The sequence below is a fragment of the Aeromicrobium alkaliterrae genome (genome assembly GCF_039529015.1).
Classification (GTDB): domain Bacteria; phylum Actinomycetota; class Actinomycetes; order Propionibacteriales; family Nocardioidaceae; genus Aeromicrobium; species Aeromicrobium alkaliterrae.
The window spans coordinates 290,563-312,091 of record NZ_BAAAME010000002.1 but is presented as its reverse complement, the minus strand read 5'-3'; the positions used below and the strand labels follow the sequence as shown (position 1 = coordinate 312,091).

Annotated in this window: 24 protein-coding genes and 1 pseudogene; 11 read left to right on the top strand and 14 right to left on the bottom strand. The window is 71.7% G+C overall.

Annotated elements, in window-relative coordinates:
• Positions 1-1,747 (bottom strand): annotated as a pseudogene (locus tag ABD127_RS02580) (hypothetical protein); the annotation flags it as partial.
• A 111-nt stretch (positions 1,748-1,858) separates the two neighbouring features.
• The gene (locus tag ABD127_RS02575) at positions 1,859-2,638 is read right to left on the bottom strand and encodes an enoyl-CoA hydratase/isomerase family protein (protein WP_344197400.1); all 780 of its coding nucleotides are present in this window, start codon (positions 2,636-2,638) and stop codon (positions 1,859-1,861) included.
• Positions 2,639-2,784: 146 nt separating this feature from the next.
• Between ABD127_RS02575 and ABD127_RS02570 the strand changes: the two genes are divergently transcribed.
• Positions 2,785-3,651 carry an NUDIX domain-containing protein gene (locus tag ABD127_RS02570; RefSeq protein ID WP_344197398.1) on the top strand — a complete coding sequence of 289 codons (867 nt, stop codon included), beginning with the start codon at positions 2,785-2,787 and terminating at the stop codon, positions 3,649-3,651.
• On the opposite strand, the gene ABD127_RS02565 is transcribed toward ABD127_RS02570, so the two are convergent.
• From ABD127_RS02565 to ABD127_RS02535, 7 genes are all read right to left on the bottom strand, one after another.
• Complete coding sequence (locus ABD127_RS02565; RefSeq protein ID WP_344197396.1) at positions 3,648-4,592, bottom strand: DUF8094 domain-containing protein; 945 nt, start codon at positions 4,590-4,592, stop codon at positions 3,648-3,650. The two genes, ABD127_RS02570 and ABD127_RS02565, sit on opposite strands and share 4 nt — an antisense overlap.
• On the bottom strand, positions 4,589-5,554 hold the full coding sequence (locus ABD127_RS02560; protein ID WP_344197394.1) for a hypothetical protein: 966 nt from the start codon (positions 5,552-5,554) through the stop codon (positions 4,589-4,591). The genes ABD127_RS02565 and ABD127_RS02560 overlap by 4 nt, the downstream gene beginning before the upstream one ends.
• Before the next feature lie 92 nt (positions 5,555-5,646).
• Entirely contained in the window at positions 5,647-6,552 is a 906-nt protein-coding gene (locus ABD127_RS02555) for a tetratricopeptide repeat protein (protein ID WP_344197393.1), read from the bottom strand.
• Between the two features lie 9 nt (positions 6,553-6,561).
• Positions 6,562-7,110 (bottom strand): PH domain-containing protein, encoded by a 549-nt coding sequence (locus ABD127_RS02550; RefSeq protein ID WP_344197390.1) that lies wholly within the window; start codon positions 7,108-7,110, stop codon positions 6,562-6,564.
• Positions 7,111-7,120: 10 nt separating this feature from the next.
• Positions 7,121-7,279, bottom strand: coding sequence for a hypothetical protein (locus ABD127_RS02545; protein WP_344197388.1), 159 nt, complete (start codon positions 7,277-7,279; stop codon positions 7,121-7,123).
• Positions 7,280-7,624: 345 nt separating this feature from the next.
• Positions 7,625-8,587: a methylmalonyl Co-A mutase-associated GTPase MeaB gene (gene meaB, locus ABD127_RS02540; RefSeq protein ID WP_344197386.1), complete on the bottom strand. Its 963-nt coding sequence runs from the start codon at positions 8,585-8,587 to the stop codon at positions 7,625-7,627.
• A gap of 36 nt (positions 8,588-8,623) precedes the next feature.
• Positions 8,624-9,814 (bottom strand): acetyl-CoA C-acetyltransferase, encoded by a 1,191-nt coding sequence (locus ABD127_RS02535; protein ID WP_344197384.1) that lies wholly within the window; start codon positions 9,812-9,814, stop codon positions 8,624-8,626.
• 181 nt (positions 9,815-9,995) lie between these two features.
• Here ABD127_RS02535 and ABD127_RS02530 point away from each other — a divergent pair, with 181 nt between their 5' ends.
• From ABD127_RS02530 to ABD127_RS02510, 5 genes are all read left to right on the top strand, one after another.
• Positions 9,996-10,340 carry a PadR family transcriptional regulator gene (locus ABD127_RS02530; protein WP_344197382.1) on the top strand — a complete coding sequence of 115 codons (345 nt, stop codon included), beginning with the start codon at positions 9,996-9,998 and terminating at the stop codon, positions 10,338-10,340.
• On the top strand, positions 10,337-10,843 hold the full coding sequence (locus ABD127_RS02525; protein WP_344197380.1) for an HAAS signaling domain-containing protein: 507 nt from the start codon (positions 10,337-10,339) through the stop codon (positions 10,841-10,843). The genes ABD127_RS02530 and ABD127_RS02525 overlap by 4 nt, the downstream gene beginning before the upstream one ends.
• Before the next feature lie 41 nt (positions 10,844-10,884).
• A complete protein-coding gene (gene mce, locus ABD127_RS02520; protein ID WP_344197378.1) occupies positions 10,885-11,346 on the top strand; it encodes a methylmalonyl-CoA epimerase in 462 nt (153 codons plus the stop codon).
• Between the two features lie 94 nt (positions 11,347-11,440).
• Positions 11,441-12,781 carry a crotonyl-CoA carboxylase/reductase gene (ccrA, locus tag ABD127_RS02515; RefSeq protein WP_344197376.1) on the top strand — a complete coding sequence of 447 codons (1,341 nt, stop codon included), beginning with the start codon at positions 11,441-11,443 and terminating at the stop codon, positions 12,779-12,781.
• A gap of 114 nt (positions 12,782-12,895) precedes the next feature.
• Positions 12,896-14,113, top strand: coding sequence for a DivIVA domain-containing protein (locus tag ABD127_RS02510; protein ID WP_344197374.1), 1,218 nt, complete (start codon positions 12,896-12,898; stop codon positions 14,111-14,113).
• Between the two features lie 4 nt (positions 14,114-14,117).
• On the opposite strand, the gene ABD127_RS02505 is transcribed toward ABD127_RS02510, so the two are convergent.
• The 3 genes from ABD127_RS02505 to ABD127_RS02495 all read right to left on the bottom strand — a co-directional run bounded on the left by ABD127_RS02505 (position 14,118) and on the right by ABD127_RS02495 (position 16,027).
• Positions 14,118-14,381 (bottom strand): hypothetical protein, encoded by a 264-nt coding sequence (locus ABD127_RS02505; protein ID WP_344197372.1) that lies wholly within the window; start codon positions 14,379-14,381, stop codon positions 14,118-14,120.
• A gap of 20 nt (positions 14,382-14,401) precedes the next feature.
• Complete coding sequence (locus tag ABD127_RS02500) at positions 14,402-14,752, bottom strand: hypothetical protein (RefSeq protein WP_344197370.1); 351 nt, start codon at positions 14,750-14,752, stop codon at positions 14,402-14,404.
• 102 nt (positions 14,753-14,854) lie between these two features.
• The gene (locus ABD127_RS02495; protein WP_344197368.1) at positions 14,855-16,027 is read right to left on the bottom strand and encodes a 3-hydroxyacyl-CoA dehydrogenase family protein; all 1,173 of its coding nucleotides are present in this window, start codon (positions 16,025-16,027) and stop codon (positions 14,855-14,857) included.
• A 72-nt stretch (positions 16,028-16,099) separates the two neighbouring features.
• Here ABD127_RS02495 and ABD127_RS02490 point away from each other — a divergent pair, with 72 nt between their 5' ends.
• Genes ABD127_RS02490 through ABD127_RS02480 form a run of 3 tightly spaced genes read left to right on the top strand, consistent with a single transcriptional unit; the run spans position 16,100 to position 17,630 of the window.
• Positions 16,100-16,516 carry a hypothetical protein gene (locus ABD127_RS02490; protein WP_344197366.1) on the top strand — a complete coding sequence of 139 codons (417 nt, stop codon included), beginning with the start codon at positions 16,100-16,102 and terminating at the stop codon, positions 16,514-16,516.
• Positions 16,516-17,193, top strand: coding sequence for an endonuclease NucS (nucS, locus tag ABD127_RS02485; RefSeq protein ID WP_344197364.1), 678 nt, complete (start codon positions 16,516-16,518; stop codon positions 17,191-17,193). The genes ABD127_RS02490 and nucS overlap by 1 nt, the downstream gene beginning before the upstream one ends.
• An 8-nt stretch (positions 17,194-17,201) precedes the next feature.
• Complete coding sequence (locus tag ABD127_RS02480) at positions 17,202-17,630, top strand: hypothetical protein (protein WP_344197362.1); 429 nt, start codon at positions 17,202-17,204, stop codon at positions 17,628-17,630.
• Positions 17,631-17,671: 41 nt separating this feature from the next.
• Here the strand turns inward: ABD127_RS02480 and ABD127_RS02475 are convergent, their stop codons facing one another.
• On the bottom strand, positions 17,672-18,196 hold the full coding sequence (locus ABD127_RS02475) for a ferritin (RefSeq protein WP_344197360.1): 525 nt from the start codon (positions 18,194-18,196) through the stop codon (positions 17,672-17,674).
• A 66-nt stretch (positions 18,197-18,262) separates the two neighbouring features.
• Here ABD127_RS02475 and ABD127_RS02470 point away from each other — a divergent pair, with 66 nt between their 5' ends.
• Both ABD127_RS02470 and ABD127_RS02465 read left to right on the top strand, forming a co-directional pair.
• On the top strand, positions 18,263-18,439 hold the full coding sequence (locus tag ABD127_RS02470) for a hypothetical protein (RefSeq protein ID WP_344197358.1): 177 nt from the start codon (positions 18,263-18,265) through the stop codon (positions 18,437-18,439).
• Between the two features lie 147 nt (positions 18,440-18,586).
• The gene (locus ABD127_RS02465; RefSeq protein ID WP_344197356.1) at positions 18,587-19,363 is read left to right on the top strand and encodes an isocitrate lyase/PEP mutase family protein; all 777 of its coding nucleotides are present in this window, start codon (positions 18,587-18,589) and stop codon (positions 19,361-19,363) included.
• Between the two features lie 69 nt (positions 19,364-19,432).
• Here the strand turns inward: ABD127_RS02465 and ABD127_RS02460 are convergent, their stop codons facing one another.
• Entirely contained in the window at positions 19,433-21,421 is a 1,989-nt protein-coding gene (locus ABD127_RS02460) for a protein meaA (RefSeq protein WP_344197354.1), read from the bottom strand.
• Positions 21,422-21,529 lie beyond the last annotated feature (108 nt).

Genomic DNA, 21,529 nt, shown 5'->3' with positions numbered 1-21,529 from the left:
CGACCTCCTGGGCGTACTTCTCGGCCTCGGCGCGAGCAGCGCCCACGTGGTTGGCCGACGTCTCCTCGGCATCGCGGACGATGCGATCGGCCTCGGCCTGCACCTCGGCGAGGCGACGATCGGCTTCCTCGCGCTCGGTGGCGAGCTGGGCGCGCGCCGTCTCACGCTGCTGCGCGGCCTGGGCGGCGACCTCGTCGGCCTTGGCCTGGGCGGCCGAGATGCGACGCTCGGCATCGGTCTCGGCGGCCTGGAGCCGCTCCTGCGCCGTGCGGGCGGCCTCGGCCTGGGCCTCGGCGATGCGCTTCTCGGTGTTGCGCGCGGCCTCGTCCTCGGCGGCCTGCACGAGGCGCCGCGCCTCGGCCTCGGCGTCGCTGATGCGCGCAGCGGCCGCACGCTCGGCGTCCTCCTTGGCCTTGGCGACACGCTCGTCGGACTCGCGCTGGAGCTCGGCGATGCGTGCCGCAGCGGCCGCACGCTCGCTCTGGATCTCGCGGTTGACCCGCTCGGCCTCGGCACGCGCCGCGGAAACACGCTCCTCGGCGGCCTCCTCGGCAGCACGCAGCTTCTGGGCGGCAGCCTCGCGCTGACGGGTCTCGTCGGCCTCGAGACGAGCCTCGAGGTCGGCCCGCTCGCGCGCCGCCTCCTCCATCAGACGCGCGGCCTCGGCCCGGGCAGCGGCGACGCGGCCCTGGGCCGCGGCGCTGGCGGCGGCCAGCTTCTCGGCGAAGGTCGAGGTCGGTGCAGCCGCGGGCGCGACGGGCTCCGGCTCGGGCGTCGCCTCGGCGACGGGCTCGGGCGTCGCCTCGGCGACGGGCTCGGGCTCCGGGGTCGGCTCGGGCTCCCGCGCGGCCAGGCTGTCGACGTAGCTCACGCTGAACGACTCGGGCTCCGGCTCGGGGGTGGGCTCGGGAATGACCTCGGCCACCGGCTCCGGCGTGGGCTCGGGGGTGGGCTCGGGCTCGGGAGTGACCTCAGCCACCGGCTCCGGCTCGGGAGTCGGCTCCGGCTCGGGAGTCGGCTCCGGCTCGGGAGTGACCTCAGCCACCGGCTCCGGCTCGGGAGTCGGCTCCGGCTCGGGAGTCGGCTCGGGCTCCGGGGTGACCTCGGCGACCGGCTCGGACTCCGGGGTCGGCTCCGGGGTGACCTCGGCGACCGGCTCGGGCTCGCGGACCGGCTCGTCGGCGGGCTTCGGCTCGTCGGCGGGCTTGCGCTCCTCGCCGGCCAGCTCGCCGGCCGTGGCGGCGTTCCAGAGGCGGCCGAAGACCGACTCCTTGGGCTCGTCGGCGGGCGCCTCGGGCTCGGCGGCGGCGCGGGCCTCGGGCTCCTGACCGCGCTGGATCTCCTCGGCGATCTCGTCGCGGCTCAGCTCGCGGGTCGCGTCCTCGGGGGCCGGTTCGGCGGCACTGCGCTCGGCGGCAGCCTGGCGAGCCGCCTCGAGCTTCTGCGCGAGGGTCTGCGGCTCGGCCGGCTTCGGCTCGTCGTCCAGCTCGTCGGCGGGCTCATCGACCTCGGCCGGCTCCTCGGAGCCGCCCTTGCGCGACGTGCGCTCGTCCCGGCGGCGCTTGGCAGCGTCGAGGCGGGCTGCCTTGGCGGCGGCACGACGCTCACGCGCCGAGAGCGGTCGGCCGGAGCTCGACGCCGACGGAGTCGAGGCGTCGTCACCGGAGTCGCCGATCATGTCCGCGGCCACCCGCAAGGGGTCGGCCGGAGCACTACCGGCGGTCGGCTTCTCGTCTGAGTCGCTCATGACTCCCTTTCCTTGCGGGGCCCGCGAGGGCACGTCCGCATCAGTATGCCTCACGTGACCCTTGAGTCCACGGCTATTCGAGACCCCGGTGTCCGAGGTCCTGGGGGCGGCTCAGCGACCGGTGAAGGTCGCCTGGCCGGGACCGTTCTCGACGAAGGAGGACATCCCGGCTCGGGCGTCCTCGCTCGCGAACAGTCCGGTGAACTCCACACGCTCGATCTCGAGGCCCGACTGCAGGTCGACCTCGAGCCCGCGGTCGACGGCCGACTTCGCCGCGCGCAGCGCGAGCGCCGGACCCCCGACGAACTGCGCGGCCCACGCCACGGCCTCGGTCAGCACGTCCGCGGCGGGGACGACACGATCGACCAGGCCGATGCGCAGCGCCTCCTCGGCGTCGACGAAGCGACCCGAGAAGATCAGGTCCTTCGCGGTGCTCGGGCCGACGAGGCGGGCGAGCCTCTGCGTGCCGCCGGCGCCGGGGATGATGCCCAGCAGGATCTCGGGCTGGCCGAGCTTGGCGTTGTCGGCGGCGAAGCGGACATCGGTCGCCAGGGCGACCTCGCAGCCGCCACCGAGGGCGAAGCCGGTGATCGCCGCGACGGTCGGCTTGCCGATCGCCGCGAGGGCACGCGTGAAGTCCTGCAGGAGGTGCGCGTGGCGCACCATCTCCTGGTACGACATGTCGGCCATCTGCTTGACGTCCGCGCCGGCCGCGAAGACCCGCTCGCCGCCGTAGACCACGACCGCTGCGACGTCGTCGCGCTCGTCGGCCTCACGGGCGACCTCGATCAGCTCACGCTGCACCTGAGCGTCCAGGGCGTTCATCTTGGGTCGGTCCAGACGGATCGTCCCCACGCCGTCCGCCACCTCGAGCCGCACGAACTCTGCCACGTCTGCCTCCTCGCCCGCGGCCCCCGGCCGCCGATCGGGTCGCGGCCCTGGTGGCCGGTCTCATCGATGTCGCCGAGCATAGGGGCGCGCCTGCGCGACCGCGTACGGTGGTCGGGGCCCGACCCGTGGCCGGACGAGAGGCAGGCATGGACGCACCGGAGATCGCCGACGACACCGTCACGCTGCGCCCCGAGCGCTCCCAGTCCGGGTTCGACGGCTACAGCGTGTGGGTCGACGACGAGCGGGTCGGATCGGTCGCGCTGCGCCAGGAGTCGCGCTCGACCTGGTCGATCCGCTGGAACGTCGGCACGGGCGAGCACGCCGTCCGCTGGGCGATCCACGCCGTCGGCCTCGCCGCGGACCACGTCCTGGGCGAGCTCGGGGCCGGGCGTGTCGAGGCCCGCATCCCGGTCGATCGCACGGCCGACGTGCGCGCCGCGTCGATCTGCGGGCTGCGCAAGGAGGGCGTGCTGCGCAGCGCGCCAGGCGAGCAGGACCGCGTCCTGATGGCCCGGCTCGCGAGCGATCCCCCGGCCCGCAGCCGCGACGGGTTCATCGCGATCCTCAACGCGGGTCTGCCGACCAAGCGCGTCATCGCCCAGGGGCTGTGGCGCGACGAGGCGGGCCGGGTCCTGCTGTGCGAGCTGACGTACAAGCAGGAGTGGGACCTGCCCGGCGGGGTCATCGAGGTCGGTGAGTCCCCCGCGGTCGGCCTGGCCCGCGAGCTGCGCGAGGAGCTCGGCCTGGACGTCACGGTCGGCGACCTCGTCACCGTCAGCTGGCTCCCGGCCTGGCGGGGCTGGGACGACGCGTGCATCTTCCTGTTCGACCTCGGCACCGCCGACGCGTCGATCACCGCGACGATGACCCTGCAGCCGACCGAGATCGCCGCCGTCCACTGGTGCGATCCCGCGACGGTCCACGAGCGGGCCACCGCGGCTGCCGCCCAGGTCCTCGACGCCGTCGCCGCCGGAACCCCGACCTACCGCGAGAGCGCCCCCGCCCCCGACTAGCTGCTCTCGACCGCGACGACTCCGCCGAACTGGCCGATCGCGCGCACCTCGCCGGATCCCGGCGGCACGACGAGCAGCACCTGGTGGTCGAACCGGACGACCCCGCTGCCCACGATCCCCTCGGGCGCGAGGGCGTTCTGGACCGTCCCGGCCGCGTAGGCGACGGTGCGTCCCTGGGTCACCTGGAAGGCGTCGGCCCGGTGGAGCGTCGCGAAGACGAGTGCTCCCCCGTCCGCGGTGCGCAGCACGTACTGCACGGGCTCGGCGGTCCAGGACTGCGAGAACTGCACGTCCGGCAGCTCGGCGCTCTGCTGGTACGACTCGACCATCTGCTGGCGGAAGGGGTCGTCGGCCGCCACGACGTCGGACGGCGACTCCGGCAACGACCCGAGGGCCGCGACGTAGGCGTCGACGGCGGCCTGGGGCGAGAAGGGCATCCCTCGGTCGTCGTCAGGGGCCACCGCCACGGCGCTGGCGTCGTCGGTGACGCGCAGCTCGGGCAACGAGGCCTCGGCGACGATCGCCGGGCTCTCGGACAGCGTCCAGGGGTCGACGGCGCTGCCGCGGGCGAAGACCTGCACCCGGCGCTCGTCGCTGCCGGACCCCGCGACCGCGACGAACCACAGCGGGTACGACCCGAACCGCGGGATCGCGACCTGCTCGGCGCGCAGGACCGTGGACGTGACGCCGCCCTCGACCTGGAACGCCGCGGTGTCGATGGCCAGGACGGAGCCACTCTCCACGACCGACAGCGGCTGCGCGCTCCCGATGTCGACCGCGGCCTCGTACACCTCGCGGTACCGGGCGTAGACCGCGTCGACGTCGCCCTCCTCGATCGCGAGCTTCGTGACGGCGGTGTCGCCCTGCTGGTGGGGGACGGCGCACGCCAGCAGGGCGAGGCACGTCGCGACGGCCAGCGCGAGGCGGACGGCCCTGGTCATCGCGGGTCCTTCCCGTCCTCGTCGTCGACGACCTCGAACTCGTGCAGCTCGTCCTCGGTCACCTCGTGCTCCACACCGTCGTCGTCGACCCACACGTAGACGACGGGTTCGGTCTCCGGCGCGGGCTCCGGTTCCGGCTCGGGCGTGGGTTCCGGCTCGGGCGTGGGTTCCGGCTCGGGCGTGGGTTCCGGCTCGGGTTCCAGGTCGGCCTCCTCGACCACCTCGAAGCCGTCGAGCTCGTCCGGGTCGATCTCGTGCTCGACCCCGTGCTCGTCGACGTAGAGGAACACCTCGACCTCCTCCACCTCGACCTCGCCTTCGAAATCGCGATCGACCCCGTCGTCGTCCGCCGCCCGGCTGCGCCAGACGTGACGACGCCGGAGCAGCACCCCGAACCACGCGAAGCCGATCCCGAGCAGCGCGAGGCCGGCACCGCGGCCGAACCCGCCGCGGATGCCGTAGGCCGTCGTGACCTCCAGCCCCGAGAGGTTGGTCGAGCCGACCGCGACGACCGCGACCGAGACGGGCTCGTCGGGCAGGGTGAGGCTGATGTCGGCACCGCCGAGGCCGGCCTGCGAGACGATCCACCAGTCGAGGGCCGTGGGGGCCGACGGGACGTTGGGCTCTCCGCCGACGTCACGCGTCTCGACGTCCCAGGGGGCGCTGTAGGACGTGATCTCGACGCGCGCAGCGGAGCTCAGGTAGTTCTCGACGTCGACGGTGTTGCCCACGCCGACGAAGACCGGTTTGCCGATCGGCACCTCGACCAGGACGTCGACCTGCAGACCGACCCAGTCGATGACGCCCGGAGCCGTCACGACCGCCGCGCTGTCGGTCTCGATCGCGTGGGGTCCGGTCGTGATCCGACCGTCCGGGCCGAGCAGGACCATGAGGCCGGCACCGGCGAGCGCCACGAGGACGCCGAGCACGGTCAGCGCCCAGGCCCCGATCGTGCGCCCCACGCTGCACCCGCCTCTCCCTGACGACGGGCGCCCTCGCGCACCGCGCCGCCGACCCTACCCGCGCCGGGTGGTTCGCGCGGGCGACGCGCGGGTCAGAACAGCGCGGTCGCCAGCAGGCGGCGCGCCGTCGCGACGCGCGGGTCGTCCGAGCCCACGACCACGAACAGGTCGAGGAGCCGCGCCCGGACCCGGTCGCGGTCGTCGTCGGCCGTGCGGCGGACGAGCTGGATCAGACGGTCGAAGGCGTCCTCGACGTGACCGCCGCTGACGTCCAGGTCGGCGACGAGCAGCTGTGCGTCGACGTCGTCGGGCGCGTCGGCCGCCGCGGCGCGGGCCTGCTGGAGGTCGGCGCCCTGGGTGCGCTCCATGAGCTGGACACCGGCGAGGCGCTCGGCCACCTCGGCGTCGCCCGGGTTCTGGGCCGCGAGCTTCTCGTAGGCGGCGACGGCGCCCGGCAGGTCTCCGGCCGCGAACGCGGCGTCCGCCTCGGCGAAGCGCGGGTCGTCGACCGGCTCCTCCACGGCGTCGGCCGCGCCGCCCGGGGCGGGCGCACGTCCCGTGACCCCGTGCTCGGCGCCGAGCCGGATCAGCTCGTCGAAGTAGCCGCGGATCTGCTCGTCCGGCACGGCGCTCTGGAACAGCGGGACCGGCTGGCCGGACACCAGGCCCACGACGAGCGGGACGGACTGGGCCTGCAGCGCCTGGCCGATGCCGGGGTTGGCGTCGACGTCGACCTGGACCAGCAGCAGCTGGCCGTCGTAGGCATCGGCCGCCGCGGCGAGGCGCGCGTTGAACTCGGCACTCTGCGGAGCGCGGGGCGACCACAGGCTCAGCACCACCAGGTGCTTCAGCGACGCCTCGAGGGCGACCTGCTGGAAGTCGGCCTCGGTCGCATCGACGACCCAGGTGCCACCCCCCGAACCACCGGCAGCGGCGGCCGGAGCCGCGGGTCGGGCGAGGGCGGACAGGTCGAGTGCTCCCGGACGCGAAAAGCTCATGCCCCCATCCTAGGGAAGGTGGTGTGGCGGCACTCCCCCGCGCGGTCCTCGCAGGCCCGCGCGCTGCACGACCCGCTGGATCGTGAGGTCCCGACCGTCCGGGTCGCCGATGAACCGGATGTCCCGCAGGCCCTGCGCCTGGGCGGCCGACTCGAAGATGAAGTGGCCGTATCCGAGCAGGCGCCCGAGCAGGGGCTTGTCGACCGTGATGTCGAGGATGCGGGTGATCGGCATCGTCGCGATCTTGACGTTGAACACGCCCGAGGCGCGGAAGACGCGCATGTTGGTGATGACGAAGACGTCGCGGCGCTCGCGGGCCGTCACGAAGACCGCGTGCCCGAGCAGGCCGAACGACAGCAGCAGGAACACCCAACCCCACGAGATGGGGCCGAACAGCGCCAGGAGCCACAGGGCTCCGACGCCCACGAGCTCGGTGCTCGGGAGGGCGTAGACGATCCCGTGGTGGCGCACGAGGTCGACGACGTGCTCGCCCTCGTCGTGCAGCAGGTGGCGATCGACCTGCTGCTCGGGGATGCGCTCGGCCAGCGCACGGATCATGGCAGGCCCGCTACCCGAAGAGCTCCTGCACGAAGACCCCGACGTTGCCGAAGGCGTCGATGACGGCCGTGAACGCACCGTCGACCGCGTCGGCCGCTTGGGTCGGCGCGGTCAGCAGGTAGTAGACGGCAAACCCGATCACGAGCAGCGCCAGTGCCTTCTTCACCACGGGATCATTTCTAGGCCATCACCAGCACCAACGGGCGGAGGCGCGCCGAACGGCATGCCCTTCGAGGCTCCTCGTCCTTCGCCGCACCTGACCGCCGTGGTCGGCGGGTGACACGCGGCATGGACCAGAAGCGGTCGGTTCCGGCTCGAGGCCACCTGCGGGGACCGCAGATGATGCATTTGGGTACTCCCTGCAGCCGCAACGCATCATCCCCGTGACCCGCCGGACCGGGAACGATGCCTTTCGGCACCCCGGGCAGCCCGAATGCATCATCTCCGGTCCCGGCCCCCGCGGGGTGGTCCATGCCCGCTTGTCCGGTACCGCCGGATGCCCGCACGAGCGGCGTCAGATCTGGTCGAGGACGACGTCGGCCGCGCTGTACGGGTCGGTCGAGCCGCCGAGGACGTCGGCGGCGAGGCCGTCGAGCCGGGCATCGCCCGAGAGGTGGCCGAACCGCCGGCTGACCTGGCCCAGGGCGATCGCCTCGATCTCGCGCCGTGCCCGCGCCAGGCGGCGGCGTCGTCCCTCGCCCGAGGACTCCAGGTGCGCCCGGTGGTCGTCGATGTGCCCCAACAGCTCGTCGATCCCCTCGCCCTCGGTCGCGACGGTCAGGGCGATCGGCGGCTTCCAGGCACCGTCGGGGCGCTCGGTCAGCGAGAGCATGCCGCGCAGCTCGCGCCGCGTCGTCGTGGCACCGTCGCGGTCGGCCTTGTTGATGCAGAACACGTCGCCGATCTCGAGGATCCCGGCCTTGGCGGCCTGGATGCCGTCACCCATGCCGGGCGCCAGCAGCACGAGGCTGGTGTCGGCGAGTCCCGCGATCTCGACCTCGGACTGGCCGACGCCGACGGTCTCGACCAGCACGACCTCGCAGCCGGCAGCGTCCAGCACCCGCAGCGCCTGGGGTGCGGCTCCGGCCAGGCCGCCGAGGTGACCCCGGCTGGCCATCGAGCGGATCATGACGCCCGGATCGGTCGCGTGGTCCGACATCCGGATGCGGTCGCCCAGGAGCGCCCCGCCGCTGAACGGAGAGGACGGGTCGACCGCGAGGACCCCGACGGTGCGCCCTGCAGCTCGCAGGGCGCTCACGAGCGCCGACGTCGAGGTGGACTTGCCGACGCCCGGCGATCCGGTCAGGCCGACGACGTGCGCGCTGCCAGCGTGCGGCACCAGTGCCTGCGCGACCTCCCGCAGGGCGGGCGAGTCGCGCTCGACCAGCGAGATGAGACGGGCGACGGCCCGGGCCTTGCCCGGACCGTCGCCTCGTGCCGTCTCGACGAGGTCGGCGACGTCGTCACCTCGGCGCATGCCGATGTCCCTCGTCAGCGCGCCGTCGGACCCGGGTCAGGCCTGCGGGACGCGGATGACCAGGGCGTCGCCCTGACCGCCGCCACCACACAGCGCCGCCGCACCGACGCCGCCGCCGCGACGCTGGAGCTCCAGCGCGAGGTGCAGCACGACGCGCGCGCCGCTCATGCCGATCGGGTGACCCAGCGAGATGGCGCCGCCGTTGACGTTGACGATGTCCTCGGAGATGCCGAGCTTCTTGGTCGAGGCCAGGCCGACGGCCGCGAACGCCTCGTTGAGCTCGACGAGGTCGAGGTCGGACGCCGACAGGTCGGTCTTCGCCAGGGCCGCGGTGATCGCGTTGGCGGGCTGGTCCTGCAGGCTCGAGTCCGGGCCGGCGACGTTTCCGTGCGCGACGATCTCGGCCAGGATCGGCAGGCCGAGCTCCTCGGCCTTCGCCTTGCTCATCACCACGACGGCGCAAGCACCGTCGGAGATCTGGCTGGCGGTGCCGGCCGTGATGGTGCCCTCCTTGGAGAACGCCGGGCGCAGCTTGCCGAGCGACTCGGCGGTCGTGTCGCCACGGACGCCCTCGTCGGCGCTGACGACGACCGGGTCGCCCTTGCGCTGCGGGATCTCGACCGGGACGATCTCGTCGTCGAACACGCCGTTCTTCTGCGCGGTCGCGGCGAGCTGGTGCGAGCGGGCGCCGAACGCGTCCTGCTCCTCACGCGTGAAGGTCTCGACGTCGACGTTGCGCTGCTCGGTGAGCGAGCCCATGGCCTGGTTCGTGATGGCGTCCCACAGGCCGTCGTACTCCATGTGGTCGAGCATCGTGGTCTTGCCGTACTTGAAGCCCTCGCGCGAGCCGGTGAGGATGTGCGGCGCCTGCGTCATCGACTCCTGGCCGCCCGCCACGATGACGTCGTACTGACCCGACTGGATCAGCGCGTCGGCGAGCGTGATGGCGTGGATGCCCGAGAGGCAGACCTTGTTGATGGTGAGCGCGGGCACGCCGAGCGGGATGCCGCCCTTGTCGGCCGCCTGACGGGCGGGCACCTGGCCGGCGCCTGCTCCGAGGACCTGGCCCATGATCACGTAGTCGACCTGGTCGCCGGTGATGCCGGCCTTCTCCAGGGCGCCCTTGATGGCGACGCCACCGAGGTCGGAGCCGGACAGGGTCTTGAGTCCGCCGAGGAGGCGGCCGATCGGGGTGCGGGCCCCCGCGACGATCACGGTCTGGGTCATGAGAGGAGCTCCTTAGAAGGCAGTCCCCCGGTGGTGCGGTGCTGAGAAGCAGTGCTGGGAGACGGTGCTCGTCACTTTACCCAGAGGTAACGTCCGGCCGGCACGGGCGTGGGCCGGATCACGTTCGGCCATCAGGTCTGACTAGTTTGCGTATCTGACTAGTCACGCATACGATCTAGTCATGGACACCGACGAGACGCCGACCGAGTGGCTGCGAGCCGTGCTGTCGCTGATCGTCCTCGCGATCGTCGCCGAGGGCGAGACGTACGGCTACGTCGTGGCCCAACGACTCCAGGCCGCCGGCCTCGGCACGGTCAAGGGCGGCACCCTCTACCCGGTCCTGAACCGGCTGGAGGACGCCGAGCTCCTGACCTCGTCCTGGCGCGAGGGCGTGGGCGGGCCCGGCCGCAAGTTCTTCACCGTCACGCCCCGGGGCCGCGAGCACCTGGCGGCCCGGACCGCCGCCTGGCGCACCTTCACCGAGCGGGCGACCGGCCTGCTCCCCACCGAGAGGAGCACGACATGACCACCGACGACACCCGCAGCGACTACCAGCAGCGCCTCATCCTGGCCCTGCGCCTCAAGGACGTCCCCGGCGACCGCATCGGCGAGATCGTCGCCGAGGTCGAGAGCCACGTCGCCGAGACCGGTGAGGACCCGGTCGACGCGTTCGGATCGCCTCGTCAGTACGCCGCGAGCCTGACGGCCGAGCACCGACCGGACCCCAAGTGGTTCACCGCCGTGAGCCTCGTCGGATCCGGACTGGCCGGATGGCTCGTCGCCCAGGGCGGTCTCGCCGTGCTGCTCGGCGAGTCCTACTGGGGCCAGTCGGGCTGGCTGTGGCTGGCCCTCGGTCTGGCGATCGGCGTCCCGGGCGGCATCAGTGTCTGGCGCCGATCGACCCGCGTCCGCGACCCGCGCACCGGCGCTGACCTCGAGCCCTTCTCGCCCGGAGGCCTGGTGGTCCTGATCGGCAGTCCGATCGTGGTCGTGCTGCTGGCGTTCGCGGCGATCAGGATCTTCGGCTGACCCGGCCGGTCGCCGGGGACGACCTGCTCTACGCTGCCCCCATGTCTGCGACTGACTCCGCTCCCCTCGTGCCCGAGCACCTCCTGGTGGCCATCGACCACGTCGGCATCGCCGTCCCCGATCTCGACGCCGCCATCGCGTTCTACTCCTCGACGTTCGGGCTCGAGTCCGTGCACGAGGAGACCAACGAGGAGCAGGGGGTGCGCGAGGCGATGCTGGCCGTCGGCGACTCCGGCTCCTGCATCCAGCTCCTCGCGCCGCTGAGCCCCGAGAGCACGATCGCCAAGTTCCTCGACAAGAACGGCCAGGGCATCCAGCAGCTCGCCTACCGCGTCGTCGACGTCGAGGCGGTCGCCGCCACGCTGCGCGACCGTGGCGTGCGCCTGCTGTACGACGCGCCGAAGAAGGGCACCGGCGGCAGCCGTGTCAACTTCGTGCACCCGAAGGACGCCGGCGGCGTCCTGGTCGAGCTCGTCGAGCCGGCCACCAACGGTCACCACTGACCGTACGAGACCCGCGTCACACCTTCTTCCGTGGCGCGCCATGTTTCCCGCGGGTAACATCGCCGCGACCTGAGACGACCCTTGGAGGCTCTTCGTGCAGCACATCCTCGACGCGATCCTGGCCGGCGACACCGCCGGTGGGGACTTCGCGAACCTGGACATCCCCGACCACTACCTCGCTGCGACCGTCCACAAGGACGAGGTCGACATGTTCGAGGGTGTCGCCAGCCGCGACAAGGACCCGCGCCAGTCGATCCACGTCGAGGACGTGGCCCTGCCCGAGCTCGGTCCGGGTGAGGCGTTCGTGGCCGTCATGGCCAGCGCGATCAACTACAACACCGTCTGGACCTCGATCTTCGAGCCCGTCTCGACGTTCGGCTTCCTGGAGCGCTACGGCCGCCTCTCGCCGCTGACCAAGCGCCACGACCTGCCGTACCACGTGGTCGGCTCCGACCTCGCGGGCGTCGTGCTCAAGACCGGCCCCGGCGTCACGAAGTGGCAGCCCGGCGCCGAGGTCGTCGCGCACTGTCTCTCGGTCGAGCTCGAGGCGCCCGACGGCCACGACGACACGATGATGGATCCGGAGCAGCGCATCTGGGGCTTCGAGACCAACTTCGGCGGCCTCGCGCACATCGCTCTGGTGAAGTCGAACCAGCTGCTGCCCAAGCCCGACCACCTCACGTGGGAGGAGGCGGCCTCGCCGGGCCTCGTCAACGCGACGGCCTACCGCCAGCTCGTCTCCAAGAACGGCGGCAACATGAAGCAGGGCGACAACGTCCTGATCTGGGGCGCCTCGGGCGGCCTGGGCGGCTTCGCGACGCAGTACGCCCTCAACGGCGGCGCCAACCCGATCTGTGTCGTCTCCAACGAGGAGAAGGCCAAGATCGTCCGCAGCATGGGGGCCGAGCACGTCATCAACCGCTCCGAGGAGAACTGGAAGTTCTGGGGCGAGGACGGCACGAAGCAGAACCCGAAGGAGTGGCAGCGCCTCGGCAAGAAGATCCGTGAGCTCACGGGCGGCGAGGACATCGACATCGTCTTCGAGCACCCGGGCCGCGAGACCTTCGGCGCCTCGGTCTACGTCACCCGCAAGGGCGGCACCATCACGACCTGCGCGTCGACCACGGGCTTCATGCACGAGTACGACAACCGCTACCTCTGGATGAACCTCAAGCGCATCGTCTCGAGCCACTTCGCGAACTACCGCGAGGCGTTCGAGGCCAACCGCCTGATCGACCAGGGCAAGATCCACCCGACGCTCTCGCGCACGTACAAGCTCGAGGACGTGGGCCAGGCCTCGCTGGACGTCCACCACAACCTGCACCAGGGCAAGGTGGGCGTCCTCGCCCTCGCGCCCGAGGAGGGACTCGGCGTCCGCAACCCCGAGAAGCGTGAGCAGCACCTCGACGCGATCAACCGGTTCCGAGGCATCTGAGCGACGCAGCACCCGCACAGCAGGACCCGAAGGGCGTGGCCATGGGCCACGCCCTTCGGCGTCGGTACAGTGGGCCGTGCCCGCCCGCCCGTCACTTCGCTCCTGAGGAATTCCATGTCGGATCAGTCCGGATTGTCGATCTTCGATGCCAGCAAGTCCGCCTCGTCGGCGTCCTTCCCGCCGGCCCGTCGCGGCGGTTACGACCCGGACGCGGTCGACGCGTGGGTCCGCTCCCAGTCGGCCGAGCTCTCCAAGGCCGCCAAGGCCGTGCAGGAGGCGAACCGCAAGAACGCCGACCTCACCCAGCAGGTCGAGCAGCTGAAGGACCGCGTCGAGGCCGTCGAGCGCCCCACGTACACCGGTCTCGGCAACCACGCCGCCCAGCTCCTGGGCCTGGCCGAGACCGAGGCCGAGGAAGTCCGCGCCAAGGCGCGCCGCGAGGCCGACGAGACCCTCACGAAGGCCCGCGAGGACGCGACCCTGATGGTCGCCGCGGCCAAGCAGGAGACCGAGGAGCTGCGCTCGCGCACGATCAGCGAGCTCGAGGCCAAGCGCAAGGCGCTCCTGGACGAGGCCGAGACCAAGAACGCGGAGGCCCAGGCGTACGCCGCCGACCTGCGCGACCAGGCCGAGCGCGAGGCCGAGCGGCTCAAGGTCGCTGCGGAGCAGGACGCCGAGTCGATGCGCCTGACCGCGACCCGCGAGGTCGAGCAGGCCCGCGCCGGCGCCGACCGCGAGGTCAGCGAGGCGCGCCGCGTCCTGGCCGTCGAGAAGGAGCGGCTCGCCCGCGAGGCGTCCGAGAACCACGAGAACGCCGTCGCGAAGACGTCCAAGCTCGTCGCGGACGCGGAGGCGCGCGCCCAGGCCGCCGACGACCGCTCGCGCGAGGTGCTCGCGAACGCGGCCAAGTCGCGCGACGACGCCAGCACGGAGAACGCCCAGCTCATCGAGAACGCCCGGGCCGAGGCGGCGAACATCGTCGCCCAGGCCACGGCCGAGGCCGAGAACGTCCGCGTGACGACCACGACCGAGGTCGAGCGTCACACGCGGGCCCTGCGCCTGGAGGTCGCCGACCTCGAGCGCAAGCGCGACGGCATCGTGTCGCAGATGGGTCAGCTGCGCGACATCGTCGCGACGTTCGCCCCCACCGCCGCTCCGGCCGAGCCGGCCTCCGCTCCGGCTGAGCCCGCCGCCGAGGCGGAGTCCGAGCCGGCCGAGGAGGACGTCGAGGAGACGGCCGACGACCAGGACGCCGGCGAGGCCACCCAGGTCATCGACCTCAGCGAGACGGCCGATCCCGAGACCGACCGCCCGGAGGCCGAGCGGTCCTGACGCGTCAGGCGCGCTGCCAGCAGGCGGTGTGCCAGTGCCGGCGCTCGTCGAGCGCGGACGAGCTCAGCAGGGCCGCCTCGACGGGCCACGCCACGACGTGGCCGGTCCCGACCGGGATCGGCCGGTGGCAGCCGGGACACGTGTACGGCTTGCCGGAGGTCGCCCCGGACAGACGGCGGACGTGCCACTCGCGCCCGGCCCGCACCTCGACACTCTGGTTCGCGACGAGCGGGCGCCCTGACGGGCGCGGGGGTCGGCGTCGGGGCACGCCACGATCCTAGGTCGCGCCTACCGCACCGGGGCGTCGCAGTACCAGCGCACCCAGCCCGTGCCGGCGCGAGCACCGCTGAGGGCCTCGTCGAACGTCACGACGCCGACGGTCCCGTCGAGCCACTCGAAGACGATGCTGGACGTCAGCGTGGGCGTGGCGGTGCAGCTCATGCCCTGGGCCTCGACGTCGGCCACGGCGCGGGCGACGAGGTCGGGGCGCACGGTCGGCGTGACCGTCAGCTCGCGGTCACCGCCGGTGTGGCGTCCCGCGTCGAACATCAGCAGGGCGAGGGCCAGGACGACGCCGACGGCGAGCACCGACCAGGTGCCGCGCCTGATCCACAGGGCGACCTGCTGCAACGTGGCCACGCACCACCGATCCCGTCCTCCCCCGCCATCACAACGAGGCCGGTACCCCGTGGGTTACCGGCCTCGTCGTGTGAGTTTGCAGGGGTTTCCTGCCGCGTGCGCTCAGTAGGTGTGGAAGCCCGCCTTGGTCTTGCGGCCGAGCTGGCCGTCCGCGACGAGCTTCTCGAGCGTCGGGGCGGGGGCCCAGCCGTCGTGGCCGAAGGCACCGACGAGGGTCTGCTGGATCGCGAGCGAGACGTCGTTGCCGACCACGTCGAGCAGCTCGAACGGACCCATCGGCAGCTTCGCGTTCTCCTTGATCGCGGTGTCGATCTCCTCGAGGGATCCGCCACCGTTCTCGTGCAGCCGGATCGCGTCGTTCAGGTACGGGAACAGCAGGGCGTTGACGATGAAGCCGGCCCGGTCGCCGCACGAGACGGGGTGCTTGCCGACGTTCAGGCTCAGCGCCTTCGCCGTCTCGGCGACCTCGGGCGACGTCGTGTCGGCCGAGACGATCTCGACGAGCTTCATGACCGGCGCCGGGTTGAAGAAGTGGATGCCCACGACGTCGCCCGGACGGCCCGTCTGCGCCGCCAGGTCGGCGATCGAGAGCGACGACGTGGTCGTGGCCAGGATCGCGCCGGGCTTGGCGATGCGGTCGAGGTCGCGGAAGAGCTCGCGCTTGATCTCCAGGTCTTCGGCGATGGCCTCGACGACGACGTCGACGCCGCCGAGCGCCTCGCGCTCGGTCGAGCCCGTCAGGCGGTCGAGCACCGACGCCTTGCCGTCCTCGTCGAGCTTGCCCTTGGCGACGGCCCGGTCGAGGTTCTTGGTGATGTAGGCGATGACGCCGTCGAGCTTGTCCTGCGAGCGGCCGACGTAGGTCACGTCGTAGCCGGCCTGCGCGAAGACCTGGACGATGCCCGAGGCCATCGTGCCGGTGCCGACGACGCCGATCGAGGTGACGTCGTGGCGCAGCTGCGGCGTGACGTCCTCGGCGGCAGCGGCGCCCGCGAGGTCGGACAGGATCGGGGCGGGGACGTGGAGCGGGTCGCCCGTGGTGGCGTGCAGCGCGGTCAGGCCGTCGATCACGGTCTGGGCTCCGAGGGCCTCGGTCAGGGCGATGGGCCCGACCGGGTAGCCGCAGCCGAAACGCATGCCGGCGTCGATGTCGGCGCTCGTCGCGTAGCCGCTCTCGAGCATCGTCGCGGCGTGGTTGAGGTACGGGAAGATGAGCGTTCGCGCGATCTCGGCGCCGCGGTCATCGGCGGTGAGTCGGTCGACGATCTCCTGCATGTCTACTCCTGAGTAACGTGACGGGTCGTGACACACTAGCGTGAACTTTTCGCACTGATCTACGGGGAGCCGATGAATCGACGTACGCGGGTCTGGACCGTCGCCCTGACCCTGGTGGCAGGCCTCGCGCTGAGCGCCTGCGGCGAGGACGATCCGGGCGTCGAGAGCGATCCGTCGCCGACGCCGTCGGCCACCGAGAGCACGCCCGCTCCCACCACGGCAGCGCCCACGTCCGAGGCCCCCGCACTCCCCCAGGTCGCTGCCGACCTGGTGGGCACCTGGCGCGACGACGCGGCCGACTGGACCGCGACCTTCGCCGCCGACGGCACCTTCACGTGGGACTACCAGGGCAACGCCGACTTCCTGACGGGCACCTACACGCTCGCGAACGGCGTCGTGACGTTCTCCGGTCTCGACGGCAACGACCTGGCCGGTGACGTCACCGACGCCGGCCTGGTGTTCACCCTCGGCACCCTCACGCGCCGCTGATGCGGCTCGTCGTCGCGCGCTGCCAGGTCGACTACGCCGGCCGGCTCACCGCGCACCTGCCCCTGGCCACCCGCGTCATCATGGTCAAGTCCGACGGCTCGGTGCTGATCCACTCCGACGGCGGCTCGTACAAGCCGCTGAACTGGATGAGCCCGCCGTGCACGCTCCGCGAGGGCGTGGCCGACGACGGTGTCACCGAGTGGACCGTCTCGGCCACCAAGACCGACGACACGCTGCGCATCCGCATCGAGGAGGTCCTGCACGACTCGGCGCACGACCTCGGCGTCGACCCGGGCCTGCAGAAGGACGGCGTGGAGAAGCACCTCCAGGAGCTGCTCGCCGAGCACACCACGACGCTCGGTGACGGCCTCAGCCTGGTGCGCCGCGAGTACATGACGGCGATCGGTCCGGTTGACCTGCTCTGCCGTGACGCCGCGGGCGCCGCGGTGGCAGTGGAGATCAAGCGCCAGGGCGGCATCGACGGCGTCGAGCAGCTCACGCGCTACCTCGAGCTCATGAACCGCGACCCGAAGCTGCGCCCCGTGCGCGGCATCTTCGCGGCCCAGGACATCAAGCCCCAAGCGCGCACCCTGGCCACCGACCGCGGCATCGAGTGCGTCCTGGTCGACTACGACGCCCTCCGCGGCATCGACGACCCCAGCCTGCGGCTGTTCTAGGTCTCCGCATGGCCGACCTGACTCCCCTGCACGCGATCCTCGGGTCGTGGCGGACCTCCGGCACCGTGCTGGACGACCACGGGCAGGTCGTCGTCGAGATCAGCGGCTCCGACACGTACACGCTGCTGCCCGGCGGCACGTGGATCGCGCACGAGGTCGACGTCGACATGGGCGACGGGCACCGGGCGCTGGCGCACGAGGTCATCGGCGGTGAGCACCCCGAGGGCGGCTGGCAGATGGTCGCGTTCGAGACCGGTCCCGCGCCGAGCACGATGCGGCTGACGCTGGAGGAGCCCGGCCTGCTCCTGCTGCACGGCGTGGGTGTGCGCAGCTGGTTCCGCACCGACCACGGCACCGACCAGATGTGCACCCGCTGGGAGCGCCAGGTCGAGGGCGCGTGGGTCCCCTGGATGGACCTCACCTTCGACCGCACCTGACCCCCGGGCGGTGAGCTAGACCGCCCAGGGGGCGGGGTGGGTCAGGCGCCGGCCTTGCGGGGGGCGGTCGGGTCGCTACCCTCGCCCTTGTCCTCCCGGGCGACCCAGTCCTCGATGCGCTCGTAGTCGCTCGCCGAACGGGTCACGACGGCCAGGAGGTCGCTCATCTTCGAGACCTCCTCGACCTGCTCCTTGACGAACCACTGCATGAACTGGTCCGAGGCGAAGTCGTTCTCGTCGCGCGCGATGCGGGTCAGCTCGTTGATCTGCTCCGTGACGCGCTTCTCCTGGTCGAGCGCGAGCTTGACCGGGGCGATGACGTCGGCGAACGTCATCTCGGGCGCCTCGAGAGCCGGGATCGCGATCTCCGCGTCGGCGTCCAGCAGGTACTGGATCATCATCATCGCGTGGTCGCGCTCCTCGACGGCCTGGTTGTAGAACAGCGCCGCCATCTGCGGCATCGTGAGCGCGTCGTAGTAGGCCGCGATGGCCACGTACTGCTGGTGGGCACCGAACTCGTAGCCGAGCTGGTGGTTGAGTCGAGCGACGAAGGCGGGAGCTGCCATGGTCGTGATCCTTTCGGTGGTGGTGCCCCTCCCCTGTACGGTGAGGCAGTGGCGAAGAAGGCGAAGATGCCGAAGAAGAAGTGCTGCGTCAGCAAGCCGCGGTGCAAGCGTTGCCCGATCCAGATGCTGAAGGACGGGACGCTCCCCGACGGCTACACCGTCAAGAAGCGCAAGCTCGTGAAAATTCCGAAGGGCAAGAGCGCCAAGGGCGCCAAGTCCGGCAAGAAGCTTGCTGCGGCCTGACCGTCACCCCTTCCGTGGTCGGCGACGTCCTCACCTTAGCTCTCCAGAACCCTGCAATTCCAGCAAGGAATGGCTGACCTCGCGAAGGTTCGGCTTGCCTGACGGACTCCCGCTGCGCGACGTGGCACCGCGCGTTAGGTTCGAGGCATGACCGACATCGCAGCACGCGCACAGCGCCTCCTCGACCTGCACACCGCTCCCGAGCTCCTGACCGTCGTCAACGTCTGGGACGCGATCACCGCCAAGATCGTCACCGAGGTCGAGGGCACCAAGGCCCTCGCCACCGCCAGCCACTCGATCGCCGCGATGTACGGCTACGAGGACGGCGAGAACATCCCCGTCGACCTGATGATCGAGGCCGTCGGCCGCATCGCCGCCGCGACCGACCTGCCCGTCACCGCCGATCTCGAGGCCGGCTACGGCAACGCGGGCGAGACGGCTCGCAAGGCGATCGACGTCGGCATCGTCGGCGCGAACCTGGAGGACCAGGTCAAGCCGCTCGCCGAGGCCGTCGCCGCGGTCGAGGCCGTCGTCAAGGCCGGCGAGGCCGCCGGCATCCCGTTCGTCCTCAACGCGCGCACCGACGTCGTCGCCAAGGCCGGCGACCGCGACCACGACGAGGTCATCGCCGACGCGATCGAGCGGGGCAAGGCCTTCCTCGACGTCGGCGCCCCGGTCGTGTTCGTGCCGGGCCCGCTCTCGGAGGACGACGTCGAGAAGCTCGTCGGCGCGTGGGGCCCGCAGAAGCTCACGACGATCGGCTACCCCGGCTCGATCCCGCTCGCCCGCCAGCAGGAGCTCGGCGTGGCGCGCGTGTCCTACGGCCCGTTCTCCCAGTCGGTCGCGCTGATGGCGCTGCAGGAGCTCGCGCAGGACATCGTCGGCGGCGGCGCCCTGCCCGCAGACTTCCGCGTCCTGAACTGACACCGCTCGCACCTCAGGGACCACCGCGGTCCCTGAGGTGCGAGCGAGGAACGAGCGAGCCTCGAAGGGTCAGTCGAGGTCGTTCGCCTTGCGGATCTCGTCGACGACGCGATCCATGATGTCGGTGATGCCGAAGTCCTTCGGCGTGAAGACCGCAGCGATGCCGGCCTCCTCGAGACGGCGACCGTCGGAGTCGGGGATGATCCCGCCGACGATAACCGGAACGTTGGTCAGGCCCGCCTCGGCGAGTCCCTTCTGCACGTCCGGCACGAGCTCCATGTGCGAGCCCGACAGGATCGACAGGCCCACGACGTCGACGTCCTCGGCCACGGCGGCCGCGACGATCTGCGACGGGGTGAGCCGGATGCCCTGGTAGATGACCTCGAAGCCCGCGTCACGCGCACGGACGGCGACCTGCTCGGCGCCGTTGGAGTGGCCGTCGAGGCCCGGCTTGCCGACCAGGAAGCGCAGGCGACCACCGAGCTGCTCGCCCGTGCGGGTGACCTTCTCGCGCACCGCCGTGAGCTCGGCGCCGGCCTCGGCCACGCCGACGACCCCGGAGACACCCGTGGGTGCCCGGTACTCGCCGAACACGCCGCGCAGCACGTGAGCCCACTCCCCCACCGTGGCGCCGGCGCGCACGGCGGCGAGCGTGGCCTCCATGAGGTTGGTCGAGGTCTTCGCCTCGGCGGCGACCCGTGCCAGAGCCTCCTCGACCGCGGCGCGGTCCTGCTCGCTGCGCCACTGCTGGACGTCGGCGATCGCGTTGGCCTCGGCCTGCGGGTCGGCCACCATGATGGCGCCGTCGAGGTCGGCGGTCAGCGGCGAGGGCTCCGTCTCGGTGTAGGAGTTGACGCCCACGACCTTGAGCTCGCCGGCCTCGATGCGGCCACGACGCTCGGCGTGCGACGAGACGAGAGCCTGCTTCATGTACCCGGTCTCGACGGCCGCGACCGCGCCGCCCATCGCCTGCACCCGGTCGATCTCGGCCTTGGCGCCCTCGACCAGCTCGGCGACCTTCGCCTCGATGACGTGGCTGCCGTCGAAGATGTCCTCGTACTCCAGCAGGTCGGACTCGAAGGCCAGGACCTGCTGCAGGCGCAGCGACCACTGCTGATCCCACGCGCGCGGCAGCCCGAGCGCCTCGTTCCAGGCGGGCAGCTGCACCGCGCGGGCCCGGGCGCTCTTGCTGAGCGTGACGCCGAGCATCTCGAGCACGATGCGCTGCACGTTGTTCTCGGGCTGCGCCTCGGTCAGGCCGAGGGAGTTGACCTGCACGCCGTAGCGGAACCGGCGCATCTTGGGATCGGTCACGCCGTAGCGGTCACGCGTGACCTCCTCCCAGAGCTGCCCGAAGGCACGCATCTTGCAGGTCTCCTCGATGAAGCGGACCCCGGCGTTGACGAAGAACGAGATGCGGCCGACGACCTTCTCGAAGTCGGCCTCGTCGACCTGGCCGGAGTCCTTGACCGAGTCGAGCACGGCGATCGCGGTGCTCATCGCGAACGCGAGCTCCTGCACGGGCGTCGCGCCGGCCTCCTGCAGGTGGTAGCTGCAGATGTTGAGCGGGTTCCACTTCGGGATGTTGTTGACCGTGTAGGCGATCATGTCCGTCGTCAGCCGCAGGGAGGCCTCGGGCGGGAACACGTAGGTGCCGCGCGACAGGTACTCCTTGATGATGTCGTTCTGGGTCGTGCCGGCCAGGCTCTCGGGCGGCGCGCCCTGCTCCTCGGCGGCGACCTGGTACATCGCGAGGAGCCACATGGCCGTCGCGTTGATCGTCATGGAGGTGTTCATCTCCTCCAGGGGGATGTCCTGGAAGAGGCGGCGCATCGAGCCCAGGTGCGGGATCGGGACGCCCACCTTGCCGACCTCGCCACGGCTCAGCTCGTGGTCCGGGTCGTAGCCCGTCTGCGTCGGCAGGTCGAAGGCGACCGAGAGTCCGGTCTGACCCTTCGACAGGTTCTTGCGGTACAGCGCGTTCGACTCAGCCGCGGAGCTGTGGCCCGCGTAGGTCCGCATCACCCACGGGCGGTCGGGCGCAGTCTTGTCAGCCATGGGGGCAGATTACCGCGAGGTAACGGTCAGGGTGACGGGAGAGGCGTGAATCACGCTCGCGGACCACTCGGTGGACCAACGGGGGCGCTCAACCGGGATCTCCGCCAC

Bases quoted from the DNA above. Each gene is read 5' to 3' on its own strand.
- ABD127_RS02570 (WP_344197398.1), top strand. From the start codon at position 2,785: ATGGACGCACCGGAGATCGCCGACGACACCGTCACGCTGCGCCCCGAG.
- ABD127_RS02565 (WP_344197396.1), bottom strand. From the start codon at position 4,592: ATGACCAGGGCCGTCCGCCTCGCGCTGGCCGTCGCGACGTGCCTCGCC.
- ABD127_RS02555 (WP_344197393.1), bottom strand. From the start codon at position 6,552: ATGAGCTTTTCGCGTCCGGGAGCACTCGACCTGTCCGCCCTCGCCCGA.
- ABD127_RS02550 (WP_344197390.1), bottom strand. From the start codon at position 7,110: ATGATCCGTGCGCTGGCCGAGCGCATCCCCGAGCAGCAGGTCGATCGC.
- meaB (WP_344197386.1), bottom strand. From the start codon at position 8,587: ATGCGCCGAGGTGACGACGTCGCCGACCTCGTCGAGACGGCACGAGGC.
- ABD127_RS02535 (WP_344197384.1), bottom strand. From the start codon at position 9,814: ATGACCCAGACCGTGATCGTCGCGGGGGCCCGCACCCCGATCGGCCGC.
- ABD127_RS02530 (WP_344197382.1), top strand. From the start codon at position 9,996: ATGGACACCGACGAGACGCCGACCGAGTGGCTGCGAGCCGTGCTGTCG.
- ABD127_RS02525 (WP_344197380.1), top strand. From the start codon at position 10,337: ATGACCACCGACGACACCCGCAGCGACTACCAGCAGCGCCTCATCCTG.
- mce (WP_344197378.1), top strand. From the start codon at position 10,885: ATGTCTGCGACTGACTCCGCTCCCCTCGTGCCCGAGCACCTCCTGGTG.
- ABD127_RS02510 (WP_344197374.1), top strand. From the start codon at position 12,896: ATGTCGGATCAGTCCGGATTGTCGATCTTCGATGCCAGCAAGTCCGCC.
- ABD127_RS02495 (WP_344197368.1), bottom strand. From the start codon at position 16,027: ATGCAGGAGATCGTCGACCGACTCACCGCCGATGACCGCGGCGCCGAG.
- ABD127_RS02490 (WP_344197366.1), top strand. From the start codon at position 16,100: ATGAATCGACGTACGCGGGTCTGGACCGTCGCCCTGACCCTGGTGGCA.
- nucS (WP_344197364.1), top strand. From the start codon at position 16,516: ATGCGGCTCGTCGTCGCGCGCTGCCAGGTCGACTACGCCGGCCGGCTC.
- ABD127_RS02480 (WP_344197362.1), top strand. From the start codon at position 17,202: ATGGCCGACCTGACTCCCCTGCACGCGATCCTCGGGTCGTGGCGGACC.
- ABD127_RS02475 (WP_344197360.1), bottom strand. From the start codon at position 18,196: ATGGCAGCTCCCGCCTTCGTCGCTCGACTCAACCACCAGCTCGGCTAC.
- ABD127_RS02470 (WP_344197358.1), top strand. From the start codon at position 18,263: ATGCCGAAGAAGAAGTGCTGCGTCAGCAAGCCGCGGTGCAAGCGTTGC.
- ABD127_RS02465 (WP_344197356.1), top strand. From the start codon at position 18,587: ATGACCGACATCGCAGCACGCGCACAGCGCCTCCTCGACCTGCACACC.
- ABD127_RS02460 (WP_344197354.1), bottom strand. From the start codon at position 21,421: ATGGCTGACAAGACTGCGCCCGACCGCCCGTGGGTGATGCGGACCTAC.